Source organism: Spirillospora sp. NPDC029432, assembly GCF_040703975.1.
Lineage (GTDB): Bacteria > Actinomycetota > Actinomycetes > Streptosporangiales > Streptosporangiaceae > Spirillospora.
Window position 1 is genome coordinate 182,592 of sequence record NZ_JBEZWH010000007.1, and the last position, 22,403, is coordinate 204,994.

Below are 22,403 nucleotides of genomic sequence, written 5' to 3' on the forward strand. Positions count from 1 at the left end.
CATACCGATCTCGGGGGGTGTGTAGAGATCACCGGCCGGGGGTGGGACGATGTTCCCGCCATGTCCCCGCACCCGCCGCGTCCCCTCTTCCGTACCTCGCGGGCGGTGGTCTTCACCACCGTCTGCGTGACGCTGGCGACCCTCGGGCACTCGCTCACGTCCACCGCGGCCATCCCGTACTGGGCGGTCGTGGCGGGCTTCGGCGGCGTCCTCGCGGTGACGCAGGCGCTGGCGGGCCACGAGCGCTCGCTGCCCACCCTGCTCGGCGGGCTGCTGGGCGGCCAGTTCGCGCTGCACAGCCTGTACGCGAGCGCCGAATGCACGGCCGCGACCGCGACCGCCGCAGGGCACCACACGGTCGCCGTCGCGCCGGGCCCCGGCGGGGGCGGCGGATCGGGCACGGCGATGACGCTCGCGCACGTCGCGGCGGCGGTCGTCTCGGCCTGGTGGCTGCGGCGCGGCGAGCGGGCGGCCTGGTCGCTGGCCCGGCGGATCGCCACGGCCCCGGCCCGGGTACTGATCGCGATCGAGCCTGCCGCCGCCCCGCCGCGCACCGCGCCGCTCCCGGCGGAGGACATCCCCGCCCGCCCGTGCGGGCGGATCCTGCGGCACGAGGTCGTCCGCCGCGGGCCGCCGCGCCGTTCGAGGGCGCTCGCGCTCGCCTGCTGAGCCGCCGGGCTCGTACCGCGAGCCGTCGAGTGCCGTACGTCACCGGACCGATCGCCCGTCCCGGGCCCGTCCGGCTTCACCCGTACGCCTCGAACGGAGATTCCCATGTCCCGTCGCATTCCTCATGGCATGTCACGGCATATCCGCAGATCAGCCGCCGTCACCGCGCTGGCCGCCGTCACCCTCGCCGGTCTGGCCACCGGCGCGTCGGCCCACGTCACCGCCAACCCCCGTACCGCCGAGCAGGGCTCGTACACCAAGGTCGCCTTCCGGGTACCGAACGAGCGCGACAACGCGCGGACGACCAAGCTCGTGATCGAGATGCCGTCCGATCCCGTGATCGAGCACGTGTCGGTACGGCCCGTGCCCGGCTGGAAGGTCGAGGTCGAGCGCGCCAAGCTGCCCGAGCCCGTCAAGATCGAGGGCGGCGAGCTCACCGAGTACGTCTCGAAGATCATCTGGACCGGCGGGGAGATAGCGGCCGGGCAATTCGAGGAGTTCGACGTCTCGATGGGGCCGCTGCCGGCGAACGCCGACCGGGTCCTCTTCAAGGCCGAGCAGACCTACTCCAACGACGAGGTCGTGAAGTGGGACCAGGACCCCGGGGACGGCTCCAACGAACCCGAGCACCCCGCTCCGTCCCTCAAACTGACTCCGAAGGCCGCGGCCGAGCCGGTCGCCGCGAACGGCGCGAAGCCCGCGGCGACCGCGTCCCCGGCCGACGACGGCACGGCCCGGCTGCTCGGCGGCCTGGGCCTGGCCGCCGGAGTGATCGGGATCGGCGTCGGCGGTCTCGGCCTCACCCGCGCAAGGAGGCAAGCATGAGGTTCCGCAGGATCACCCTGGCGATCGCCCTGGTCGCGGCGGTGCTCGGGCTCGGCGCCGCGCCCGCCTGGGCGCACGACGCGCTGAAGTCCTCCAATCCGGAGAAGGGCGCCGAGATCGTGTCGCCGCCGGAGATCGAGCTGACCTTCACCGGCACCGTCCGCGTCCCGCAGATCGTCCTGACCGGGCCCGACGGCGCGAAGCACGGCGCCGGGGAGGCGCGGGCCGTCGACAACAAGGTCACCCAGGCGGTCGAGGGGACGCTCCCGAACGGCGAGTACACCGTCGGCTGGCGCGTCGTCTCCAGCGACGGCCACCCGATCTCCGGCAGCTTCAAGTTCTCCGTGAAGGGATCCCCGGACTCGTCGGCGTCGGCTTCGGCGTCCGCGGCCCCGGCCGCGCCCGCGCCGTCCGCGACCGCCACCACGCAGGCCGCGAGCCAGGAGGAGAGCGGCTCCTCGTCCGGCTGGCTGTGGATCGGGGTGGCCGCCCTGGTCATCGTCGTCATCGCCGGCGGCGTGTTCTGGGCGCGGCGTCCCGGCGAGGACTGACGCCGGCGGGCGGCGGGCCCGAGCACCGACCCGGCAGTGCCGGCAGTGCTGCCAGTGTCGCCAGTGCCGACAGACCCGGCATCCCGCGCCGTGCGGGATGCCGGGCCTTCCCGATCGCGGTCGCGCCGGATTCGGCCAGAACGCCCCAGCCCGGATGATTACCCGATTACATTGATGACGCCAACCATGATCAAGGGCGTGATCACATGATCGTCGAGTACATCCGCTACCGGATCGACCAGGGCGACGCCGAGGAGTTCGAGGCCGCGTACGCGCGCGCCGCGGTCCCCCTGGCCGCCGCCCCCCAGTGCGTCGACTACGAGCTGTCCCGCTGCACGGACGAGCCCGAGTCGTACATCCTGCGCATCACATGGACCTCGGCCGAGGCCCATATGCAGGAGTTCCGCGGCGGCGAGCACTTCACGGCCTTCCTCGCGGAGATCCGCCCCTACGTGAAGCGGATCGAGGAGATGCGCCACTACGAGCGCACCGCCGTGAAGGGCGCCGGTTCAGCCGTTCCGAGCCTGTACGAGTGGGCGGGCGGAACGGACGCGTTCGAGCACCTGACCGAGATCTTCTACGCGCGGGTGCTCAAGGACGACCTGATCGGCCCCCTGTTCGCGCACATGGACCCGGGCCACCCCCGGTACGTCGCGATGTGGCTGAGCGAGGTGTTCGGCGGCCCGTCCCGTTACACGGACGAGCGCGGCGGCTACCCCCACATGCTCTCCCAGCACCTCGGCAGGCACATCACCGAGCCGCAGCGCCGCCGCTGGGTGAGCCTCCTCATGGACGCGGCGGACGAGGCCGGTCTCCCCGCCGACCCCGAGTTCCGCGCCGCGTTCTCCGGCTACATCGAATGGGGGACGCGCCTGGCCGTCTCCAACTCCGGCCTCGGCACCGCGCCGCCGTCCGACGGCATCCCCGTGCCCCGGTGGGGCTGGGGCGTCGCGCCCCCGTACGTTCCGGAGTCCTGACCCCCGATGGCGGCCGGCCGTCGCATGGCCGGCCGGATTCCGATATCCCATCACACCCAGGACACTCCTCTCCTGACGGCGCTGGTCATTCCAAATCCCTTTCCGTAGACATATCCGTATTTGCTAATCGCCGCCGGAGCGGTGCCGGCGCCCCCGCTGCCGGCACTCCCTCCACGGCGTCGCCGCCCCCTCGGCCGCTCACCCCCCGGGTACGCGCCGCGGCTCTCTCCGGTCACCCCCGAGCCCCCCGCCCGGGGGTGGCCCCCCTCCTTCGAGCCGCCGGACACGACCGGCCCACCCCTCGCCACTCCTCCTTTCCTCGCGGTTAGTTCCGTGTCACCGTTCACCGGGCCTTGACTGTCCGCGATGACTCGGCGGGAGACCTGCGGATCGGCCGGTCCGGCGCGTTCCCCGGAACTCGTCCGGCGGAGTTCCCCCCGTATTGGGAACGCTCCATTCGATCTTGTGTGCGGGCCCCGGCCCGCCTTGTGCCCGCGTTATCGGCGGTCAGCAGGCGATGCGCGCCCAGACCCATTTACCGCGCGGCTCCGTGGGATCCACCCCGCACTCCGCGGCGAGGGCCTCGACGATCGGCAGCCCCCAGCCGCCCGTCCCGTCGTCGTGCCCCGGTTCGAGGGCCAGCGGGTCGCCCTCCACATCGTCCAAGGTCATCTCCTTGACCGGCAGGACGACGGGCATCTCGTCGGAGGCGTCCCACACCCCCAGCAGGATCGCCTCCGGCTCCCGCGTGCACCTGATCCTGATCTCCTCGCCCGGCGCCGCCGCCACCGCGTTGGCGATCAATTCGCCGGCGATCAGGCAGGCGTCGTGCTTGATATGCCACATCGACCAGCGGGCGACGCGCAATTCGATCAGTGCGCGCGCCCATCCCGGTGCAGTACGCGCCCCCGGAACGGTTATGTCCAGATCGTCAGCGATCGTACTTTCGGCCCCCATTGACTGTCCCCCCGATGCTCGCTCTCCGTGACATTGTGTTGGCGTAGCGCTAGCTTGGCCATGGCTCTGGAGACATTAGAGACATGATCACTGAATGGAGCACCGCACGTGCCGCTGCGCGATTCGCTCGATCCGAGAGCGTCGATGTGGGACTTCCTGGCCGTCTACCTGCACTTTCTCCGGAACAAGCACGGGCTGTCCTGCGCCGCCGTCGGCAAGATGACCAACACCGCGCGGCAGACCGTCTCTCACTGGGAGGCGGGCCGGCTGAAGCCCTCGGAGCGTCAGCTGAGAGCACTCGACGACACGTACGGCACCGGTGATCTTCTGTGCCTGCTCCTCCACCACGCCAGGACCGGGCACGACCCCAACTGGTTCTCGGCGCATCTGGAGCTGGAGGCGCGGGCCTCCACGATCAAGATCTACGAGCGTTCGCTGGTCCCGGGGCTGTTCCAGACCGAGGCGTACGCCCGCACTCTCTTCGTCCAGGGAGGCGTGCAGGACATCGAGGAGTCGGTCGCCGGCCGGCTGGCCCGCCAGGAGACCCTGCTCCGGCCGGAGCCGCCGCTCCTGTGGGTCCTGCTCGAAGAGGACGTCATCGACCGGGCGATCGGCGAGCCGCGGGTGATGTACGAGCAGTTGTCCCGCCTTTTGGAATTGGCCGCCAAACCGCACGTGATGCTCCGGGTGGTCCCCCGTTCGATCGGTTTTCACCCGGGCTTGGACGGTTCGTTCAAACTGCTCGGTGTCGCCAGGGAGACACTCGCGTACATCGAGGCATCCGGCGGTGGCAGATTGGTTGGAGATCCTGCCGAAGTCCACGCATTCGAAATACGCTATGACAGGATCGGAACGGATGCGTTGTCCCGGTCCGCTTCTCGCCAACTCATCGAACATGCATTGGAGTCGATGCGATGACCACCCCCGCGATATGGCGGAAGTCCAGCTTCAGCAGCGGCAGTTCCGGACAGAGCGACTGCGTGGAGCTCGCGCGCCTCGCCGGGCGCGTCGGCGTACGCGACAGCAAAGCCCCTGATCAGGGCGCCCTCACGCTCACGCTGGACAACTTCGCCGACCTGCTCGCCCGGGTCAAGCGCGCGAATTCCCACGCCTGATCCAGCGCCGCCGCCCGCCGTTCCGTCACACCCGCCCGTCCCGGGGCCGCGAGTGCCACATCAGTGTCATTTCCGCGGAGATACGGATGTTTCGGAACGCGCGGGCGGCCGCGCCCCGCGCGCGGAGCCGGCGAAAGGCCGAGCCCCGCGCCCAGGTTCCCCTCGATCGGCGACGCGCGGGCAGGCTGCTGCGCGCGACCTTCGTCGTACCGGGCCCCCTACCGGGTAGGGAGTGACTACCTACTTTCGGGGGTGGCGCGAGGTCGCCGGCGTGGCCAACGATTCTCGTGGCCGATGAAGCTGTGGGGTTGACGAGGAGGACTCATGGCGGCAGTCGAGTTCCGCGCGGCTCGCGACTTCCTGCTCGCCCATCGCGAGGACTACGCGACGGCGTACGAGAAGTTCCGGTGGCCGGTGCTGACCGGGTTCAACTGGGCGCTGGACTGGTTCGACAAGCTGGCGGAGGGCAACGACGAGCCCGCGCTCTGGATCGTCGAGGAGGACGGCTCGGAGGAGCGCCACTCGTTCGCCGACATGGCCCGCCGCTCCAACCAGGTCGCCAACCACCTGCGCGCGGCCGGGGTCCGCCGCGGCGACCGCGTGATCCTCATGCTCGGCAACCAGGTCGAGCTGTGGGAGACGATCCTGGCCGCGATGAAGCTGGGCGCCGTGCTGATCCCGACCACGACGCTGCTGGGCACCACCGATCTCCGGGACCGGCTCGACCGCGGCCGCGCCCGCCATGTCGTCGCGGCCTCGGCCGTGACCGGACGGTTCGCCGACATCCCCGGCGACTACACCCGGATCGCCGTGGGCGCCGAGGTCGACGGCTGGCTGCGCTACGCCGACGCCTACGGCGCCGCGACCGACTTCACCCCGTACGGCACCACGTTCTCCAGCGACACGCTGCTGCTCTACTTCACCTCCGGCACCACCGCCCGGCCCAAGCTGGTGGAGCACACGCACGCGAGCTACCCGGTCGGCCACCTGTCCACGATGTACTGGATCGGCCTGCGCCCTGGCGACATCCACCTCAACATCTCGTCCGCCGGGTGGGCCAAGCACGCCTGGAGCAACGTCTTCGCGCCCTGGAACGCCGGCGCCTGCGTGTTCATCTTCAACTACACGCGCTTCGACGCCGACCGGCTGCTCGGCGAGCTCGACCGGTGCGGCGTCACCAGCTTCTGCGCCCCGCCGACCGTCTGGCGGATGCTCATCCAGGCCGACCTGTCCCGGCTCGCCACCCCGCCCCGCGAGGTCGTCGCCGCCGGCGAGCCCCTCAACCCCGAGGTCATCGAACGGGTCCGCGACGCCTGGGGCGTGACGATCCGGGACGGCTTCGGGCAGACCGAGACGACCGTGCAGATCGCCAACTCGCCCGGCCAGCCGGTCAAACCCGGCTCGATGGGACGCCCCGCGCCCGGCTACAAGGTCACCCTCGTCGACCCGATCACCGGCGAGCCCGCCGAGGAGGGGGAGATCTGCCTCGACCTCGACGACCGCCCGCTCGGCCTGATGACCGGCTACCACGGCGACGACGACCGCACCGCCGAGGCCATGGCCGGCGGCCGCTACCACACCGGCGACATCGGCTCCGTGGACGAGGACGGCTACATCACCTACGTGGGCCGCTCCGACGACGTCTTCAAGGCCTCCGACTACAAGATCTCCCCGTTCGAGCTGGAGAGCGTGCTGATCGAGCACGAGGCGGTCGCCGAGGCCGCCGTGGTGCCGTCCCCCGACCCGGTGCGGCTCGCCGTCCCCAAGGCGTACATCACGCTGGCCGCCGGCTGGGAGCCCGGCGCCGCCACCGCGAAGGCGATCTTCGAGCACAGCCGGGCGCAGCTGTCCCCGTACAAGCGGATCCGGCTGCTGGAGTTCGGCGAGCTGCCCAAGACCATCTCCGGCAAGATCCGCCGCGTCGAGCTCCGCACCGCCGAGACCGCCAAGCACCCCGGCCCCTCCGCCCGCCCCGAGGGCGAGTACCGCGAGGAGGACCTGCGATGAAGCCCACGACGAAGCCCGCGACGAACCGGATTCCCGCAGCCCCAGGGGGTGCGCGATGAGCCTGTCCTACGCCTCGGGGACCTCCGCCCGGCCGCTGCTGGGCGAGACCATCGGCGCCAACCTCGCCCGTACGGTCGCCGCGTTCGCCGACCGCGACGCGCTGGTCGAGCGCGCCACCGGCCGCCGCTGGTCGTACGACCACTTCGCCGCCGAGGTCGACACCGTCGCGCTCGGCCTGCTGGCCCTCGGCGTGACCAAGGGCGACCGGGTCGGGATCTGGGCGCCCAACTGCGCCGAATGGATGTTCGTCCAGTACGCGACGGCACGGATCGGCGCCATCCTCGTCAACATCAACCCCGCGTACCGCGTCCACGAGCTGGAGTTCGTGCTCGGCCAGGCCGGCGTCCGCACCCTCGTGGCGGCGCCCTCGTTCAAGACCTCCGACTACGCCGCCATGATCGAGGAGGTGCGCCCGAGGACCGGCCTCCGCGACGTCGTCCTGATCGGCCGGGAGTCCTGGGACGACCTGCTCGCCCGTGGCCAAGCGGGCGACCGCGCGCGGCTCGACGCCGTCGAGCTCAGCGCCGACGACCCGATCAACATCCAGTACACCAGCGGGACGACCGGCTTCCCCAAGGGCGCCACGCTGTCCCACCACAACATCCTCAACAACGGCTACTTCGTCGGCGAGACGTGCGGCTACGACGAGGAGGACCGGATCTGCGTCCCGGTGCCCTTCTACCACTGCTTCGGCATGGTGATGGGCAACCTGGCGGCCACCAGCCACGGCTCCTGCGTCGTTATCCCGGCGCCGGGCTTCGACCCCCGCGCCACCCTTGAGGCCGTCGCGGCCGAGCGCTGCACGTCCCTCTACGGCGTCCCGACGATGTTCATCGCCGAGCTGAACGACGACTCGTTCGCCGAGCACGACCTCTCGTCCCTGCGCACCGGCATCATGGCCGGCTCACCGTGCCCGGTCGAGGTCATGAAGCAGGTCATCGAGCGGATGGGCATGGCCGAGGTGACCATCTGCTACGGCATGACCGAGACCTCGCCCGTCTCCACCCAGACCCGCGCCGGCGACTCGCTCGACCGCCGCGTCTCCACGGTCGGCACCGTCCACCCCCATCTCGAAATCAAGATCATCGATCCGGAGTCCGGCACGACCGTCCCGCACGGCACCCCCGGCGAGCTGTGCACCCGCGGCTACTCGGTCATGCTCGGCTACTGGGACGAACCGGCCAAGACGGCCGAGGCCATCGACCCCGCCCGCTGGATGCACACCGGCGACCTGGCCGTGATGGACGCCGAGGGCTACGTCAACATCACCGGCCGGATCAAGGACATGGTCATCCGCGGCGGCGAGAACATCTACCCCCGCGAGGTCGAGGAGTTCCTCTACACCCACCCCGACATCGTGGACGCGCAGGTCATCGGCGTACCGGACGAGAAGTACGGCGAGGAGCTCATGGCCTGGGTCCGCCTCCGGCCCGGCGCCGACCCCCTCACCGCCGAGGCCCTCCGCGAGTTCTGCACCGGCCGGCTCGCCCACTACAAGATCCCCCGCTATGTCCATCTCGTCGACGACTTCCCCATGACCGTCACCGGCAAGGTCCGCAAGGTCCAGATGCGCGCCGAGGCCATGGAGATCCTCAACCTGAACGCCCCCGGCCCGCCCGCCTCCACCTGATCTCACGGCGGGCCCGGCCGCGGCCCAGGAGGCGAGTGGTCCAGATCACTCTCACCTCTTTCCTCCTGCCGTGCGGGCGGGCATGCTGCTGCTCATGGGTGACGACGCGGGAGCGGTGCGTACGGCGGTCCTGTCGCTCCAGCGCGCGACCGGGCTGCCGATGGTGTTCGGGGGTGCGCTGAGCGGCCGCGACCGGATGCGCATCACGGAACTGGTCGGAGGCACCACCGGGTCGCTCGACGGGCTGGTGGTCCGCCGCAACTCCGGGCTGGGCGGCAAGGCGATGGCGCTGGGCCGTCCCGTATGGGTCAGCGACTACCCCCGCGCGTCCTCGATCAGCCATGACTACGACGGTCCGGTGGGCGCGGAGGGGCTGCTCTCGATCGTCGCGGTGCCGGTCGTCGTGCGGCGCAACGTGCGAGGCGTCCTGTACGGGGCGCTGCGCGAGCCGCTGTCGCTGGCGGACCGCGTCCTGGGCATGGCCGTCCAGGCGGCCCGCGACCTGGAGCAGGACCTCGCCGTACGGGACGAGGCCGACCAGGCCCTGGCCCGGCTCAACGCGCCGTGCTCCGACTCCGCGTCCGCCCGCTGGGAGGAGATCCGCGCCGTCCACGCCGAACTCCGCGGCCTGGCCGACCAGATCACCGACCCCGACCTCCAGGCCCGCCTCCTGAAGGCCTCCTCCCGCCTCGCCGCCGCCGGCCGCGACGGCGCGCCCGCCCCCGCGTCCCCCGGCCTGTCCCCCCGCGAACTCGACGTCCTCTCGTACGTCGCCATCGGCTGCACCAACGCGCAGGCCGCCCAGCAGCTCGGCCTGCTCCCCGCGACCGTGAAGAGCTACCTGAAATCGGCGATGCGCAAGCTGAACAGCCACACCCGCATGGAAGCCGTCACCAAGGCCCGCCGCACCGGCCTCCTCCCCTGACCCCGCCTCCAGGCCCAGCCGAGGGGAACCGCTCCGCCACCAGGCGGCCCACCAGCACGGCATCGATCCCGACTTCGCCGTCATGGATGCGCATCCGGCCGTGAGCCCGCACATCCGCCAGGTCAGAGTGCGCTTCCCTCCTCGGTCTCGTGATGAACGGCGGCGGGCGTTCATCTGACGGTCATCCAGAGGCCGTCCGAAGGCCGTCCGGAGCGACCCCGGCGGACAGCGCCGGCGCGCATCATGGGGCGGCCGAAACGGGGAGGGGCGGTGTTCCGTCGCAGGAGGCGGCCGGCCGGCGGCACGGCGCGCGCCGGGGACCGCGGGCGGCGGCTGGCGCCCGCCCAGGGGTCCGCGATCTGGGCGCTCACCGCGCTGTACGTGCTGGCCCTGCTGGGGCTGGCGGGGTACCTGCTGGCGGCCTCGGGGGCGATGCTGAACGAGTCGCTCGGCCGGTTGTTCGCCGTCGTCTGGACGGTTCCGGCGATCGGCGCCCTGGCCGCGGCCGTGCACGGGATCGTCAGGGCGTACAACAGCGCCCACTGGCTGGACGGCACCGTACTGGTGGCGCGGCGCGTCGGCGGGACGGTGCGGTGCGACCTGTCGCGGGCGGCGGTCGAGATGGACCACGGGTTCGACGATCCGCGGCTCGGCCCGAACCTGCTGGACGGGCGGCCGCCCGACCCGTGGCTGACGGCGCGCACGCCGGGGGAGCGGCCGCTGCGGATACGGCTCCGGCGGACGGGCACGATGTACGGGATGTCGCCGGACGACCTGCGCGCGCTGGCCGCGGCGATCATGCACGGCCGTACCGGCGACGGCGACCGGGCGGCCGAGGTCGCGGGCGAGCTGGTGTGGCTGGCCGGCGCGCCCGCCGGACGGCCCGCGGGCTCAGCGGACGGCCAGGGCGAGTAGTCCCGCCACGGCGAAAGCGGATCACGGTCCCCGGCCAGATCTTGAGGGTGTCGCGGACGGGCATGGCGCAATACGGTCCGCTTCCGTGGACGCGCCGGCCTGCCCGGTCCGTCCGGGTCAGTGGACGCCGTCCGGGCCGCGGCGGAGCGAGCGGCCGGGGAGCGCGCCGGTGTGGCGACCCTCCGCGATGACGGGGACGCCGCCGACCAGCACGTACGGGATCCCCTCGGCCTGGCGGCGCGGTTCGTCGAAGGTCGCCGCGTCCCGTACGGTCGCGGGGTCGAAGAGCACCAGGTCGGCGTGGTACCCGGTACGCACGAGTCCGCGATCGGCGAGCCGGAGCCGCCGCGCGGGCCGCCCGGTCAGGTGCGCGACGCACTCCTCCAGGGAGAGGACGCCGAGCTCGCGCGTGTAATGGCCGAGGTAGCGCGGGAACGTCCCCCACGCGCGGGGGTGCGGCTTGGCGGGCGCGAGGAGGCCGTCGCTGCCGCCGGTGTGGGCGGGGTGCCGCATGATGGCCTGGACGTTCGGCTCGTCGCCGACGTGCTGCAGGATCGTCGTGCCGAGGTCGTCGGCCAGGAGGCGGTCGCAGTAGGTGTCGAACGGGGTGCGCCCGGAGGCGGCGGCGAGTTCGGCGATGGTGCGGCCGACGGCGTCCGGGTCGCGGGAGCCGGCGATCTCGATCGTCTCCCATTCGACGGGGACGCCGTGGCAGCCGTCCGAGCCCTCGTCCTCCATGACGTGCCGGATCCGTTCCCGTTCGGACGGGTCGGCGAGGCGGCGCAGCGTCGCTTCCGGTCCGCCTTCGGAGGAGCGGCTGGGCAGCAGCGCGGCGAGAGTCGTGGCACCGGGGAGGTAGGGATAGGTGTCCAGGCTGATGTCGCACCCGTCGCCGATGGCGTCGTCCAGCAAGGCGAGCAGTTCCGCAGCGCGTCCCCTGTTAACAGGGAAGTTCATCGTCGCGTGGGCGAGATGCAAGGGGCAGCCGGACGCGCGCGAGACCTTCACCATGTCGGCGTACGCCTGCAAGGCACCGGCGCCGTAGGAACGGTGATGCGGGGCGTAGAAGCCGCCGAGTCCGGCGACGACACGGCACAGTTCGATGAGTTCGCTGTCTTCGGCGTACATGCCGGGCACGTATGTGAGGCCGCTCGACATACCGACCGCGCCCTCTTCCATGCCTAGGGCGACCAGCTCCCGCTGCCGGTTCAGTTCGGTTTCCGTGGGCGGGCGCGCGTCCCATCCCATCGCGAGCATCCGCACCGACCCCTGCGGTACGAGATAGCAGGCGTTGACGGCGATGCCTTCGTCGAGGCGGTCCAGGTACTCGCCGACACGCCGCCAGTTCCAGTCGAAGCCGGGCGGATCGCCGTTCCAGCCCGTGATCGCCTGGCGGGTGGCGGCGAGCGTGGCGTCGTCCACCGGCGCGTACGACAGGCCGTCCTGCCCGATGACCTCGCACGTGACGCCCTGGCTCACCTTGGCGAGATGGTCGGGCTCGGCCAGCAGCGCCAGGTCGGAGTGCGCGTGCATGTCGATGAAGCCGGGCGCGAGGACGAGGCCGGACGCGTCGATCGTGCTCCGGCCGGTGAGGCCACCGCCGATCCCGGCGACGCGGCCGCCCGTCACGGCGACGTCCGCGACGCGTCCCGGCCCGCCGGTCCCGTCGATGACCGTGGCTCCCCTGATGACCAGGTCGGCCATCAGAACCACGTCCGGACGAGGTCGACGACGGCGGGCTCTTCGGCGCCGGCGTCGTCCACGACCGGGATCAGCGTCCACTTGTCGAACGCCGTGCACGGGTGCGAGAGCCCCAGCCGCACGATGTCACCGACCTCGACCGCCGCTCCCCTCAGGAAGGCGTGCTGGTCGTTGAGGGCGGTGACGCGCGCCTTCGCCAGCGGCGCGCCGCCGGTGCCGCGCACGATCTGCGGTTCCGGCATCCCCTCGTCGAACGGGAGGTCGCGCTTGCCCGCGTCCAGGAGCGCCAGTTCCGGTTCGGGCCGCGACACCACGCGCGCCCAGCCGTGCATCGCCGAACGCAACCGGTCCCCGCCGCCCGAGCCGCGCGCGAACGGAGAGATCTGCCGGTAGAAGCCGTCGTCGTGGACGAGGTAGGCGCCCGAACGCAGCACCAGATGGCCGTCCAGATCACCGAGTGCCTCCACCACCTGGTCGAAGAACGAGCTGCCGCCCGCCGTCACCAGTGGCTCGTCCGTCTCGTACGGGAGGCGCCCGTGGAGGTCGGCAAGGCGGCCCAAGTACGTGTCGACTGCCGCGAGCCCTTCGGTGGACGCGTCGTGCGCTAGGGCGCCCTCGTAACCGCCCGACCCGACGAGCCGCAACGTGGGGGCCTTCTTGACGGCCTCCCCTATGGCGATGGCTTCGTTCACATCGCGGGCACCCGTACGGCCATGGGGGCCGCCCAGTTCTACGCAGACGTCCACCTGCCGTTGCGCGCGCGCCGCCCGCAGTGCCTCGTCCATCAGCTCGACGGAACGGACGGAGTCCACCCAGGAGAGGAAGTCGAATTCGGGGTGTTCTTCGAGTTCCGCCGACAGCCAGCCGAGCCCGGCCGGGTCGAGCAGCGCGTTCGCCAGCAGTACGCGCCGTACGCCGAACGCGCGCGCGACGCGGAGCTGCGGCAGGTTGGCCACGGTGATCGCCCAGGAGCCGGCCTGCAGCTGCCGCCGCCACAGCTGCGGCGCCATCGTCGTCTTACCGTGCGGTGCCAGCAGCGCCCCGGCCGACCGGGCCCAGCCCGCCATCAGCTCCAGGTTGTGGTCGAGGGCTCCCGCGTCCAGGGTCAGGAGCGGGGTGCCGAACTCGTCCAGCGGACGGCGGGAGCGCGCGTACTCGCGCACGGTCGAGCCGTGCGCCGAGGCGGGGATCGCCTTGAAGCGCCAGTCGAGGACCTCCTCGCCGAGCGCGTCCACGGCGGCGTCATCGATCATGGTCATGACCTCCTTCGTTGCATGGTTCGCAATGTGAATCGCTCCCATGCCGCTGCGGTTGTACCATCGCGCGATGAGCCAGAGCCTCGCGCGGGCGTTGCGCATCCTGGTGGAGCTGGGGGAGGGCCCGCGCTCGCTGGACGAGCTGGCCGCGACCATCGGCGTCCACAAGACGACGGTGTTGCGGCTGTTGCGGACGCTGGAGGACGAGCGGTTCGCGTACCGGGACGAAGGCCACCGCTTCCACCTCGGCTCGCGGCTGTTCTCGCTGTCGGGCGCCGCCCTGGAGCAGCGCGGCGTCCGCGGCGTCGCCGCGCCGCACCTCGCCGACCTGAACGAGCGGACCGGCCAGACCGTCCACCTCGGCGTCTACGAGGGCGGCGAGGTCGTCTACCTCGACAAGTACGACTCCCGGCACGCCATCCGGATGTACTCGCGGGTGGGGCTCCGGATGCCGCTGCACTGCACCGCCATCGCCAAGGTGCTGCTGGCCGACCTGCCCGAAGAGCGCCGGCGGACGGTCGCGGCCGGCATCGAATACACCCGGTACACCGAGCACACCATCGCCGGCCCGGACGCGCTGCTGGCCGAGCTGGAGAAGGTGGCCGAGCAGGGGTACGCGGCCGACGACGCCGAGCACGAGACGTTCATCCGCTGCATCGCCGCGCCCGTCCGCGACGCCGGCGGCCGCGCCATCGCGGCCGCGTCCATCTCCGTACCGGACGTCGTCCTCCCCCGCGAGGAGGTGTTCGCCCTGCTCCCGGAGCTGCTGGCCACGACCCGCGCCATCTCCGCCGACTGCGGCTACATCACCCATATCACCCATATCGACTGAACGCGGCTCCGGCGGGCTCATCCGGCGGTCAGGCGGCCGGTGGCCACCAGCTCCAGCGTGATGAGGGCGGCGGCGGACTCGATCGCCAGCAGCCCGATCAGCACCAGCAGCTGCGTCGCGCCCGCCTCCACCGGGTCCGCGCCGCCCAGCAGCACGCCGACGAACGCGCCCGGCAGCGTGACGAGCCCGACCGTACGCGTCTGGTCGACGGCGGGGATCAGCGCCAGCGCCGCCGCCGGCCGGCACACCTCCAGGGCCGCGTCCCGCGGCATCAGCCCGAGCGCCAGCCCGCCCTCGTACTCGCCGCGCCGGGTGCGCAGCTCGTCCAGCGCGCGCCGCCCGGTCAGCGCCGTCGCCGTCATCGCGCCGCCGATGAAGATCCCGGCGATCGGCAGCACCGCGACCGGCCGCGCCGGGACGAGCGTCGTGGCCATGAGCAGCGCCAGCACCGGCGCCACCCCCGCCGCGATCGGGACGAGCGTCCACCAGGCGCCGCCCCGTACCGTCCCGGTGATACGGCGGCCGGACGTCGCCGCCGCGACCACGACCATTCCCGTCACGAACACCGCCGTCCACCCCGCGCTGCCCAGCACGGCCGCGATGAGCAGCGAGACCACCGCGAGCTGGACGGTGGCGCGGGCCGCGGCGACCAGCACCTCGCGCGACAGGCCGAGCCCGCCCAGCCGCACGAGCAGCGCCGCGAGGCAGGCCAGGGCGAGCAGGACCAGGCCCAGGATCGGGCCGACGGCGGGAGCCGCGTTCATGTTCTCGTTCTCCCCCGATCAAGGGCGATCTCCCGGAGATCTCCGGATCGCGACAAGGATTCAACGGATTGTGATCGTTTTGACCACGTTGACCCCTTCGACCCCGATAGCGTGGGGCCTGTGGGGGAAATAGATCCCGGCCTCGCGTCTCGTCGCAAGGCTCTCTGGTTGATGGGCGGCGCCGGTCTCCTGGCGCTCGGCGCCGACAGCGCGGGCGCGACCACCACGTCGCGCACAGGCGCCGACCCGCGGTCGCGCGCCGTACCGCGCCCGCGGCCGACACCGACCCCGAAGCCCACGCCGAAGGTGCGCCCCGCGCCCTGGTCGCCGGCCCGGCTCACCGCGGTCAAACCCGGCGAGCCCATCCGCCACCTGTCGGAGTTCGTCCCGCCCGCGCCGCCGAACACGATCGCGCTCACGATCGACGACGGGCCGCACCCCGAGTACACGCCGCGGGTCCTGGACGTCCTCGCCGAGCACCAGGTGCACGCCACGTTCTTCATCATCGGCGAGCAGGTCAAGGAGTATCCGAAGCTCGTCCAGCGGATCGCCGCCGGCGGCCACCAGATCTGCAACCACACGATGACGCACCCGCTGTCGTTCGACGGCCTGCCGAGGAAGCGGCTCAAGAAGGAGATCGCCGAGCCGCACGACGTGATCGCGCAGATCTCCCAGGTCGTGCCGACGTTCTTCCGCGCGCCCGGCGGCGCCTGGTCGCCCGCGGTCATGGACGTCATCGGCGAGCACGGCATGCTGCCGATCGACTGGGCGGTCGACCCGCGCGACTGGTCCCGTCCCGGTGTCGGCAGCATCCGTAGGACACTGACGAAGAGTAAGGCCGGGGACATCCTGCTCATCCACGACGGCGGCGGCGATCGCTCCCAGACCGTCAAGGCGCTCCGCACGGCCCTCCCCAAGCTCAAGGCGAAGGGCCTGAGCTTCGTCGCCCTCTGACCGCCGCGCCCCGGGAACGCGCGGCGGCCGCGGGCGGCGGCTCACTCCACGGTGACGATCTCGTGCATGCCCTGGGCCGCGTGCATGCGCCCGGTGCGGTAGTCGGTCAACCACGTGACCAGCGCGTACGTCCCGGGACGCAGGTCCGCCGCGAGGACCGCCGAACGTCCCGGCGACAGCGGCACCATGCCCACGGGCCCGCCGGTGAAGGGCGCGGGCGCCTGCGGGCCGCCCTCCATCGCGACGAAGAACGCGCCCACGTCCTGCCGGGTCGTCCCCGGGCGCACCGGCATGAGGATCGCCTCGTTGAACTGGCGGGAGCGGTTGGCGACGCGTACCGGAGCGCCGGCCCGCACGGTACGCGGCGCGCGGAACCTCGGGCCGTCCGCGGTACGCACCTGCACGATCTCCGCCTCGGCCGGCGGGAGCGCCGGGCGGGCGCCGCGGGGCAGGACGCGGAGCTCGCGGACCTTGGCCGCCAGGCCGGGCGAGCCGACGTCCTTGAAGTCGATGACCAGGTGGCGGCCGCCCGGCGCGAGCGCCGCGGTGAAGGTGACGGGCGTGCCGGGGAGCACCGCCGCGCCGCCGTGCATCACCACGTCGCGTTCCACGGCGCGGGCGCCGGCGAGCGCGCCCTCGCGGTCGGTGTCGTCGTACGCGCGTTCCAGGTCGGCGAGGTAGCGCTCCTTGGAGACGCCCGGCCGCAGCCGTACGACGCCGATGTACGCGCCGTCGGGGTCGGTGGCGCCGACCCGGAAGGCCGTGGCGCCGGCCGGCACGGACGCGGGCGCCGTGAAGCCGTCCGGCGTGACGACGATGGCGGCCGCGTACGGACGCGCGGCGGCGGCGTTCGCCGGGATCGTGGCGGTGAGGCCCAGCACGCCGGCGGTCGTGAGGCTCAGGGCGAGGGCGGAGACGCGGAAGTTCGGCATGCGCTCACTCTGCGGCGACGGTGATCGCCGCGGCGTCGGGCCGGCGATGTAACCGCGGGGAGACGCCTTACAGCCCGGGATGTAGGCGCAAGCCATCCCCGGTAGCGCGGCAGGGGGTGTACCTGAGTACACCCCTGTTTCGGGGTTCGGGCACACTGCGCTGCGCGGGGATCAGGCGGAGACTGGCAACCGTACGATGGGCGAGGTACGGAGGCAGCGGTGAACGGCGAACTGACCAGGCGATCCTGGGTGATGGAACGTGCTCGCGCACCGTGGCGCGGATTCCTGCTGTCGCTGCTGGCGACACCCGCCATACTGCTCGGCGTCCTGTTCTCCAGCTCGCTGTCGCTGGTCGGCGCCGGGATCGGCGTCCTGATCCTGCCGGCCGTGGTGGCGATGGTGCGCGGGCTGACCGATGTCTACCGCGCCCGGATCACCGAGTGGACGGGCCACCGGATCGAGCGGCCCTACCTTCCGGACCGGCCCGCGGAGAGCACCGGAAAGGCGCCGGCACGGCAGCTGGCGCGCTTCCAGCGGATCACGGCCGATCCGGCCACCTGGCGCGACTACGCCTGGCTGGTGGCCGAGCCGCTCGTCGTGCCGTTCACGGCCGGGCTGCCCGCCATGCTGATCGTGTACGGGTTCTGGGGCTGGAACCTGACGGCCTGGGCCGGCGGCGTCTTCGGAGAGCTCGGCTGGGTCGACTACTACACGTTCATCCGGGTGGACGAGCACTACACCGACGGCCCGTACCGGATGGTCGGTACCGCCGTGGTCGGCACGATGTTCATCGTGGCCGGGCTCCTGCTCGGGCCGAAGATGCTCGACGTGTACGGCCGGTGGGGGACCAGGCTGCTGGGCCCGACCGAGAAGTCGCGGCTGGCGCTGCGCGTACGGCACCTCACCGAGAGCCGCTCCGACGCCGTGGACGCGTCGGCCGCCGAGCTGCGCAGGATCGAACGCGACCTGCACGACGGGGCGCAGGCGCGGCTCGTCGCGATGGGCATGAGCCTCGGCGCCATCGAGCACCTGCTGGACAAGGACCCCGAGAAGGCCCGGATCCTCCTGGCGGAGACGCGCGCGTCGTCCGCGAAGGCGCTGGCCGAGCTGCGCGACCTCGTCCGCGGCATCCACCCGCCGGTGCTGGCCGACCGCGGTATCGGCGACGCGGTACGCGCCATCGCGCTCGACCACCCGCTCCCGGTCGAGGTGACCGTCGACCTCCCGGCCCGTCCCGAGCCGCCGGTCGAGTCGGCCGTCTACTTCGCCGTCTGCGAGATGCTCACGAACACCGCGAAACACTCCGGCGCCGAACGCGTCTGGGTGGAGCTCGCGTACCGGAACGGGGCGATCCGCGTCAGCGTCACCGACGACGGCAGGGGCGGCGCGAGCCTGGAAGGCGGTACGGGGCTGCGCGGGATCGAGCGGCGGATCGGTACATTCGACGGCGTGCTCGCCCTGAGTTCTCCCCCGGGCGGCCCGACCATCGCCACCCTGGAGGTTCCGTGCGCGCTGCCCGCTCCCCCCGTGCTCTGAGCACCGGGCGGCCCCGCTGATGCGGGTCGTCCTGGCCGAGGACCTCGCCCTCCTGCGGGAGGGCCTGGTCAGCCTCCTGGAGGCGCACGACTTCGAGATAGCGGCGGCCGTCGACAACGGGCCGTCCCTGCTGAAGGCACTGCTCGACCACCGCCCTGAAGTGGCGGTGGTCGACGTGCGCCTGCCGCCCTCGTTCACCGACGAAGGGCTGCAGGCGGCGCTGGAGGCGCGCCGGCAGGTGCCCGGCCTTCCCGTCCTGGTGCTGTCGCAGTACGTGGAGCAGCTCTACGCGCGCGAGCTGCTGGCCGACGGTACCGGCGGGATCGGCTACCTGCTGAAGGACCGGGTCTTCGACGCCGCGCAGTTCGTGGACGCGGTGCGCCGCGTCGCCGCGGGCGGCACGGCCATGGACCCCGAGGTCATCTCCCGCCTCGTCGCGAGCAACACCCGGCAGGAGCCGCTGGGACGGCTCACGCCGCGCGAGCTGGAGGTCCTGGAGCTGATGGCCCAGGGCCGCTCCAACGCGGCGATCGCGCAGCAGCTCGTCGTCACCGAGCGCGCGGTCACCAAGCACACCGCCAACATTTTCGGGAAGCTGGGCCTCACGGTGTCGGACGACGACAACCGCCGCGTCCTCGCGGTGCTGGCCTACCTCAATCGCTGAGGCCCCAGAACGGCCCCCTGAGCCCGGCCTCACGGAAGTACGCGGCGGCGGCCGCCGGCTCCCTGCGCGTGTAGCCGTGGTCGAGCCGCCCCGACTGCCCGCCCTCCGGTGGCGCCTGCCTGGTGACATTCCACGCGTGGGGCGTACCGCAGCCCGGGCATCGCGTCGAGACGAGGGTCCTCGATCACCAGTAAGTCCTATCACGCAACTATTTCACGAACCACCCCTCTTGCCATCATGGCGATTACTTGCCATCATGGAAAGTACTTTCCACAGAAGGGGACCTGGATGCATCGCGAAGACGACACCATGGACGCGGCCACGGCGCTCGAGAGGGCGGGTGAGCTGAAGGCGACGGTGCGGCGGCGCTCCCGCTGGATGGTCCGCTACCAGCTGGCGTACGGCGCCTCGACGTTCGTCAGCGTGCTGCTGCTCGGCCTGTTCCCCAACGCCGCCGGATTCACGATCAGCATCGCGTTCTGGCTGGCCGCGGTCGTCCTGCTGTCCGTCTACGCCCAGCGCCAGCCGGTCGCGCACCGCGGCTTGGGCCACTCGCACGCCATCATGATCGGCAGCTGGACGCTGGTGTACTTCGCCGTGCTCTTCCCCGGCGTGAACTGGTTCCGCGGCGATCTCGCCTGGTGGCTGCCGGGCTCGTTCGCGGTCGCCGTGCCCCCGCTGCTCATGGCCTACCTGACCGCGCGGCGGGCGGCCCGGCCATGACCCATCCCCGGCACGGCCTCGACGAGGTCATCCACGCCCCCGTCCGGTTCTCGATCATGGCGACACTCGCGGCGGCGGACAAGGCGGAGTTCGGCTACGTGCGCGACACCGTCGAGGTCAGCGACTCGGTCCTCTCCAAGCAGAGCGCCACGCTGGAGAAGGCCGGCTACGTCAAGGTGAGCAAGGGGTACGTGGGCAAGCGCCCCCGCACCTGGCTCTCCCTCACCGCCGACGGCCGCCGCGCGTTCGAGGCCCACTGCGCCGCGCTCCGCGCCATCGCCGAGATCACCCCCGCGCGGGACGCCTCCTAGTCGCCGAAGGTCTCTGTAGGTCTCTGAAGCGCGATTTCGGCCTATCACGGTCCGCACATGGTGAATTATCTTGCCTGGCAAGAAACAGCCCTCCAGGAGGGGCGCCATGACGTGGATCCTGTTCCTGCTCTGCCTGGCGATCGCGGGCCGGGAGCTCTACCTCGCGTTCGACCGCAAGCGCCCCGCGCCCGAACTCACCCGCCTCCGCCTTCACCTCGAGGACGTCCGCGAGGAACTCGGCAAGTTCCGCTCGGCCCAGCGCGAGCGAAACGACCGCCTCTCCTCCGCCCAGGACGACCACGCCGGCTCACTCGCCGAGACCGACGCCCGCATCCGGTCACTGATCACCCAGATCAACGACCGGATGCTCCCCGAGGTCAACACCCGCCTCACCCAGCAGCGGGAGACGATCGAGAGCCTCACCGCCGAGGTCGCGGGCCTGCGCGACCACCTCGTCCGCCGCATGGACCACGCCGCCGCGGCGTCCCTCGGCACCACCCCGCCCGACACCGTCACCGGCGCCCTGCACGCCCCCACCGGCGACCCCTCCGACGACCTCTCCCACGCCTACGAACTCTTCACCAGCCGCTACGGAATGCGGATCGAACTCACCGCCCCCGCCGCGCACACGATGCGCTACTACCTCACCGGCCGCAGCCCCCGCGGCCTGGAACGCGACTTCATCGACCTGCTCCACCAGCTCCGCACCCCCAGCGAGGCCCAGGACCTGGACTCCGCCGAAATCCTCCTGAACGCCCTGCTCCGCACCGAACAAGCCGCCGCGCAGATCGGCCCCTTACTCCTGGCCCGCACCCCGACCTCCCTACTCTGCGGCGTCCTCCCGCTGGCCGAACTACGCAAGACAGAGACCACCCCCTTAGTAGCCACCCCCACCACCGCGGCCACCCGCCTGAGCCACCTCCCCCACCCCCGCCTCCACAACGCCACCCCCTAGCCCCACACGCGGCATAGCCCAGCGGCGCGCGTTCCTGAGGGTGTGGTGTTTCAGGTTTGGGGGGTCGTCCAGGTGAACTGGGGTGGGCGGCGGGTCAGGAAGGCGGTGACGCCCTCGTTCATGTCGCCGGTGGGGGCGTGGGCCTCTTTGAGCCAGGCTCGTACGGTGGCGTCGGCGTCGCCGCCGGCGGCCAGGGTGTCGACGATCTCCTTGGTGGCCTGCTGCGTGAGGAGGGAGCGGGACGCCAGGGTGGCGGCGAAGGCGGCCACGCGGTCGTGCAGGGCGTCCGGGGGGACGACCTCGTCCAGGAGGCCGATGCGCAGGGCGTGCGGGGCGTCGATGAGGTCGGCCGAGAACAGCAGGTACTTGGCGGACGAGGCGCCGACCTGGCGGACGAGGCGGCGGGTCGCCGAGCCGGGGTAGACGATGCCGAGGCGGGCCGGGGTGATGCCGAAGCGGGCGTCCTCCGACGCGAAGCGCAGGTCGCAGGCCGTGGCGAGCTGGCAGCCGCCGCCCACGCAGAAGCCCTCGATGGCGGCGATCGTGGGTTTGGGGAACGCGGCCAGCGCCTCTTCCGCGATCGTGGACGGGTGCGCGTCGCCGCGGCGCCGGATGTCCTCCAGCTCGCCGATGTCGGCGCCCGCGCAGAAGTCGCCGCCGGCTCCGGTGAGCACCACGGCGCGTACGGCGGGGTCGGCGCGGAACGCGTCGAGCAGCTCGGGGAGGCGCAGCCACATGGTCTCGCTCATGGCGTTGCGCTTGTCCGGCCGGTCGATCGTGATCGTCGCGACGCCGCCGGCGACCTCGCCGCGCAGCCAGTGCTCAGCGGGCATCCCGCCTCCTTGTTTTCGACGAACCGTAATCGTACGAGCAGCCGGGCTTCCGCGGCCGTCCGGGAACCTCGGCCGGGGGTGCGGAGTCATACGGGTTGTCAGAGGAACCGGGGGCTCTTCAAGGGGGAACGTCCGATGAACGACCGGCGCGCGGGGATCGCCGGACGGTGGGAATGCGGACCGGGCGTTGTGTGCTGTACTGTCGTGGTAGCGCCTTTGTGAGCGTTTCTACCCCGCCCGGGCCATCTGAGCGCCCGGTGATCGTTCGAGTTCCCCCATTCGTCCGTGCCCGGGGGACACGCGGATCCGCG

23 protein-coding genes are annotated in these 22,403 nt (G+C 71.9%); 17 read left to right on the forward strand and 6 right to left on the reverse strand.

The features are described 5' to 3' along the window. Positions 1 to 60 precede the first annotated feature (60 nt). From AB0881_RS08295 to AB0881_RS08310, 4 genes are all read left to right on the forward strand, one after another. Positions 61 to 669: a hypothetical protein gene (locus tag AB0881_RS08295; RefSeq protein ID WP_366615318.1), complete on the forward strand. Its 609-nt coding sequence runs from the start codon at positions 61 to 63 to the stop codon at positions 667 to 669. Positions 670 to 798: 129 nt separating this feature from the next. Further along, positions 799 to 1,494, forward strand: coding sequence for a YcnI family protein (locus AB0881_RS08300; protein ID WP_366615319.1), 696 nt, complete (start codon positions 799 to 801; stop codon positions 1,492 to 1,494). Next, a complete protein-coding gene (locus AB0881_RS08305; protein WP_366615321.1) occupies positions 1,491 to 2,045 on the forward strand; it encodes a copper resistance CopC family protein in 555 nt (184 codons plus the stop codon). The genes AB0881_RS08300 and AB0881_RS08305 overlap by 4 nt, the downstream gene beginning before the upstream one ends. 206 nt (positions 2,046 to 2,251) lie before the next feature. Next, a complete protein-coding gene (locus AB0881_RS08310) occupies positions 2,252 to 3,022 on the forward strand; it encodes an antibiotic biosynthesis monooxygenase (RefSeq protein ID WP_366615322.1) in 771 nt (256 codons plus the stop codon). A 507-nt stretch (positions 3,023 to 3,529) separates the two neighbouring features. Here AB0881_RS08310 and AB0881_RS08315 read toward each other — a convergent pair. After that, positions 3,530 to 3,889, reverse strand: a complete 360-nt coding sequence (locus AB0881_RS08315) for an ATP-binding protein (protein ID WP_366615324.1) — start codon at positions 3,887 to 3,889, stop codon at positions 3,530 to 3,532. A 198-nt stretch (positions 3,890 to 4,087) separates the two neighbouring features. Here AB0881_RS08315 and AB0881_RS08320 point away from each other — a divergent pair, with 198 nt between their 5' ends. The 6 genes from AB0881_RS08320 (at position 4,088) to AB0881_RS08345 (ending at position 10,631) form a co-directional block, all read left to right on the forward strand. Continuing rightward, positions 4,088 to 4,897, forward strand: coding sequence for a helix-turn-helix transcriptional regulator (locus tag AB0881_RS08320; RefSeq protein WP_366615325.1), 810 nt, complete (start codon positions 4,088 to 4,090; stop codon positions 4,895 to 4,897). Further along, complete coding sequence (locus AB0881_RS08325) at positions 4,894 to 5,094, forward strand: DUF397 domain-containing protein (protein WP_366615326.1); 201 nt, start codon at positions 4,894 to 4,896, stop codon at positions 5,092 to 5,094. The genes AB0881_RS08320 and AB0881_RS08325 overlap by 4 nt, the downstream gene beginning before the upstream one ends. 324 nt (positions 5,095 to 5,418) lie before the next feature. Beyond that, positions 5,419 to 7,101, forward strand: coding sequence for an AMP-binding protein (locus AB0881_RS08330; protein WP_366615327.1), 1,683 nt, complete (start codon positions 5,419 to 5,421; stop codon positions 7,099 to 7,101). Between the two features lie 55 nt (positions 7,102 to 7,156). Next, complete coding sequence (locus AB0881_RS08335) at positions 7,157 to 8,791, forward strand: AMP-binding protein (RefSeq protein ID WP_366615329.1); 1,635 nt, start codon at positions 7,157 to 7,159, stop codon at positions 8,789 to 8,791. A gap of 94 nt (positions 8,792 to 8,885) precedes the next feature. Further along, entirely contained in the window at positions 8,886 to 9,716 is an 831-nt protein-coding gene (locus tag AB0881_RS08340) for a LuxR C-terminal-related transcriptional regulator (protein ID WP_366615331.1), read from the forward strand. 270 nt (positions 9,717 to 9,986) lie between these two features. Next, positions 9,987 to 10,631: a hypothetical protein gene (locus AB0881_RS08345; protein WP_366615333.1), complete on the forward strand. Its 645-nt coding sequence runs from the start codon at positions 9,987 to 9,989 to the stop codon at positions 10,629 to 10,631. Between the two features lie 117 nt (positions 10,632 to 10,748). Here AB0881_RS08345 and AB0881_RS08350 read toward each other — a convergent pair whose 3' ends face one another. Both AB0881_RS08350 and AB0881_RS08355 read right to left on the reverse strand, forming a co-directional pair. Beyond that, a complete protein-coding gene (locus AB0881_RS08350) occupies positions 10,749 to 12,335 on the reverse strand; it encodes a D-aminoacylase (protein WP_366615335.1) in 1,587 nt (528 codons plus the stop codon). Beyond that, the gene (locus AB0881_RS08355) at positions 12,335 to 13,591 is read right to left on the reverse strand and encodes an amino acid deaminase (RefSeq protein ID WP_366615336.1); all 1,257 of its coding nucleotides are present in this window, start codon (positions 13,589 to 13,591) and stop codon (positions 12,335 to 12,337) included. Before AB0881_RS08355 ends, AB0881_RS08350 begins: the two co-directional genes overlap by 1 nt. Positions 13,592 to 13,658: 67 nt before the next feature. Between AB0881_RS08355 and AB0881_RS08360 the strand changes: the two genes are divergently transcribed. Next, a complete protein-coding gene (locus AB0881_RS08360) occupies positions 13,659 to 14,420 on the forward strand; it encodes an IclR family transcriptional regulator (protein WP_366615338.1) in 762 nt (253 codons plus the stop codon). 17 nt (positions 14,421 to 14,437) lie between these two features. On the opposite strand, the gene AB0881_RS08365 is transcribed toward AB0881_RS08360, so the two are convergent. Then, on the reverse strand, positions 14,438 to 15,184 hold the full coding sequence (locus tag AB0881_RS08365; RefSeq protein ID WP_366615340.1) for an ABC transporter permease: 747 nt from the start codon (positions 15,182 to 15,184) through the stop codon (positions 14,438 to 14,440). Between the two features lie 171 nt (positions 15,185 to 15,355). Between AB0881_RS08365 and AB0881_RS08370 the strand changes: the two genes are divergently transcribed. Then, the gene (locus AB0881_RS08370) at positions 15,356 to 16,138 is read left to right on the forward strand and encodes a polysaccharide deacetylase family protein (protein WP_366615341.1); all 783 of its coding nucleotides are present in this window, start codon (positions 15,356 to 15,358) and stop codon (positions 16,136 to 16,138) included. Positions 16,139 to 16,179: 41 nt separating this feature from the next. On the opposite strand, the gene AB0881_RS08375 is transcribed toward AB0881_RS08370, so the two are convergent. Beyond that, positions 16,180 to 17,070: a hypothetical protein gene (locus tag AB0881_RS08375; protein ID WP_366615343.1), complete on the reverse strand. Its 891-nt coding sequence runs from the start codon at positions 17,068 to 17,070 to the stop codon at positions 16,180 to 16,182. A 219-nt stretch (positions 17,071 to 17,289) separates the two neighbouring features. Between AB0881_RS08375 and AB0881_RS08380 the strand changes: the two genes are divergently transcribed. From AB0881_RS08380 to AB0881_RS08400, 5 genes are all read left to right on the forward strand, one after another. Continuing rightward, positions 17,290 to 18,606, forward strand: a complete 1,317-nt coding sequence (locus AB0881_RS08380) for a sensor domain-containing protein (RefSeq protein WP_366615344.1) — start codon at positions 17,290 to 17,292, stop codon at positions 18,604 to 18,606. Between the two features lie 19 nt (positions 18,607 to 18,625). After that, positions 18,626 to 19,270: a response regulator transcription factor gene (locus AB0881_RS08385; protein ID WP_366615345.1), complete on the forward strand. Its 645-nt coding sequence runs from the start codon at positions 18,626 to 18,628 to the stop codon at positions 19,268 to 19,270. Between the two features lie 288 nt (positions 19,271 to 19,558). Continuing rightward, the gene (locus AB0881_RS08390; protein WP_366615347.1) at positions 19,559 to 19,993 is read left to right on the forward strand and encodes a hypothetical protein; all 435 of its coding nucleotides are present in this window, start codon (positions 19,559 to 19,561) and stop codon (positions 19,991 to 19,993) included. After that, complete coding sequence (locus AB0881_RS08395; protein ID WP_366615349.1) at positions 19,990 to 20,304, forward strand: transcriptional regulator; 315 nt, start codon at positions 19,990 to 19,992, stop codon at positions 20,302 to 20,304. Before AB0881_RS08390 ends, AB0881_RS08395 begins: the two co-directional genes overlap by 4 nt. A gap of 106 nt (positions 20,305 to 20,410) precedes the next feature. Further along, on the forward strand, positions 20,411 to 21,259 hold the full coding sequence (locus AB0881_RS08400; RefSeq protein ID WP_366615350.1) for a hypothetical protein: 849 nt from the start codon (positions 20,411 to 20,413) through the stop codon (positions 21,257 to 21,259). 50 nt (positions 21,260 to 21,309) lie between these two features. Here AB0881_RS08400 and AB0881_RS08405 read toward each other — a convergent pair whose 3' ends face one another. Further along, positions 21,310 to 22,092: an enoyl-CoA hydratase/isomerase family protein gene (locus AB0881_RS08405; protein WP_366615351.1), complete on the reverse strand. Its 783-nt coding sequence runs from the start codon at positions 22,090 to 22,092 to the stop codon at positions 21,310 to 21,312. Positions 22,093 to 22,403 lie beyond the last annotated feature (311 nt).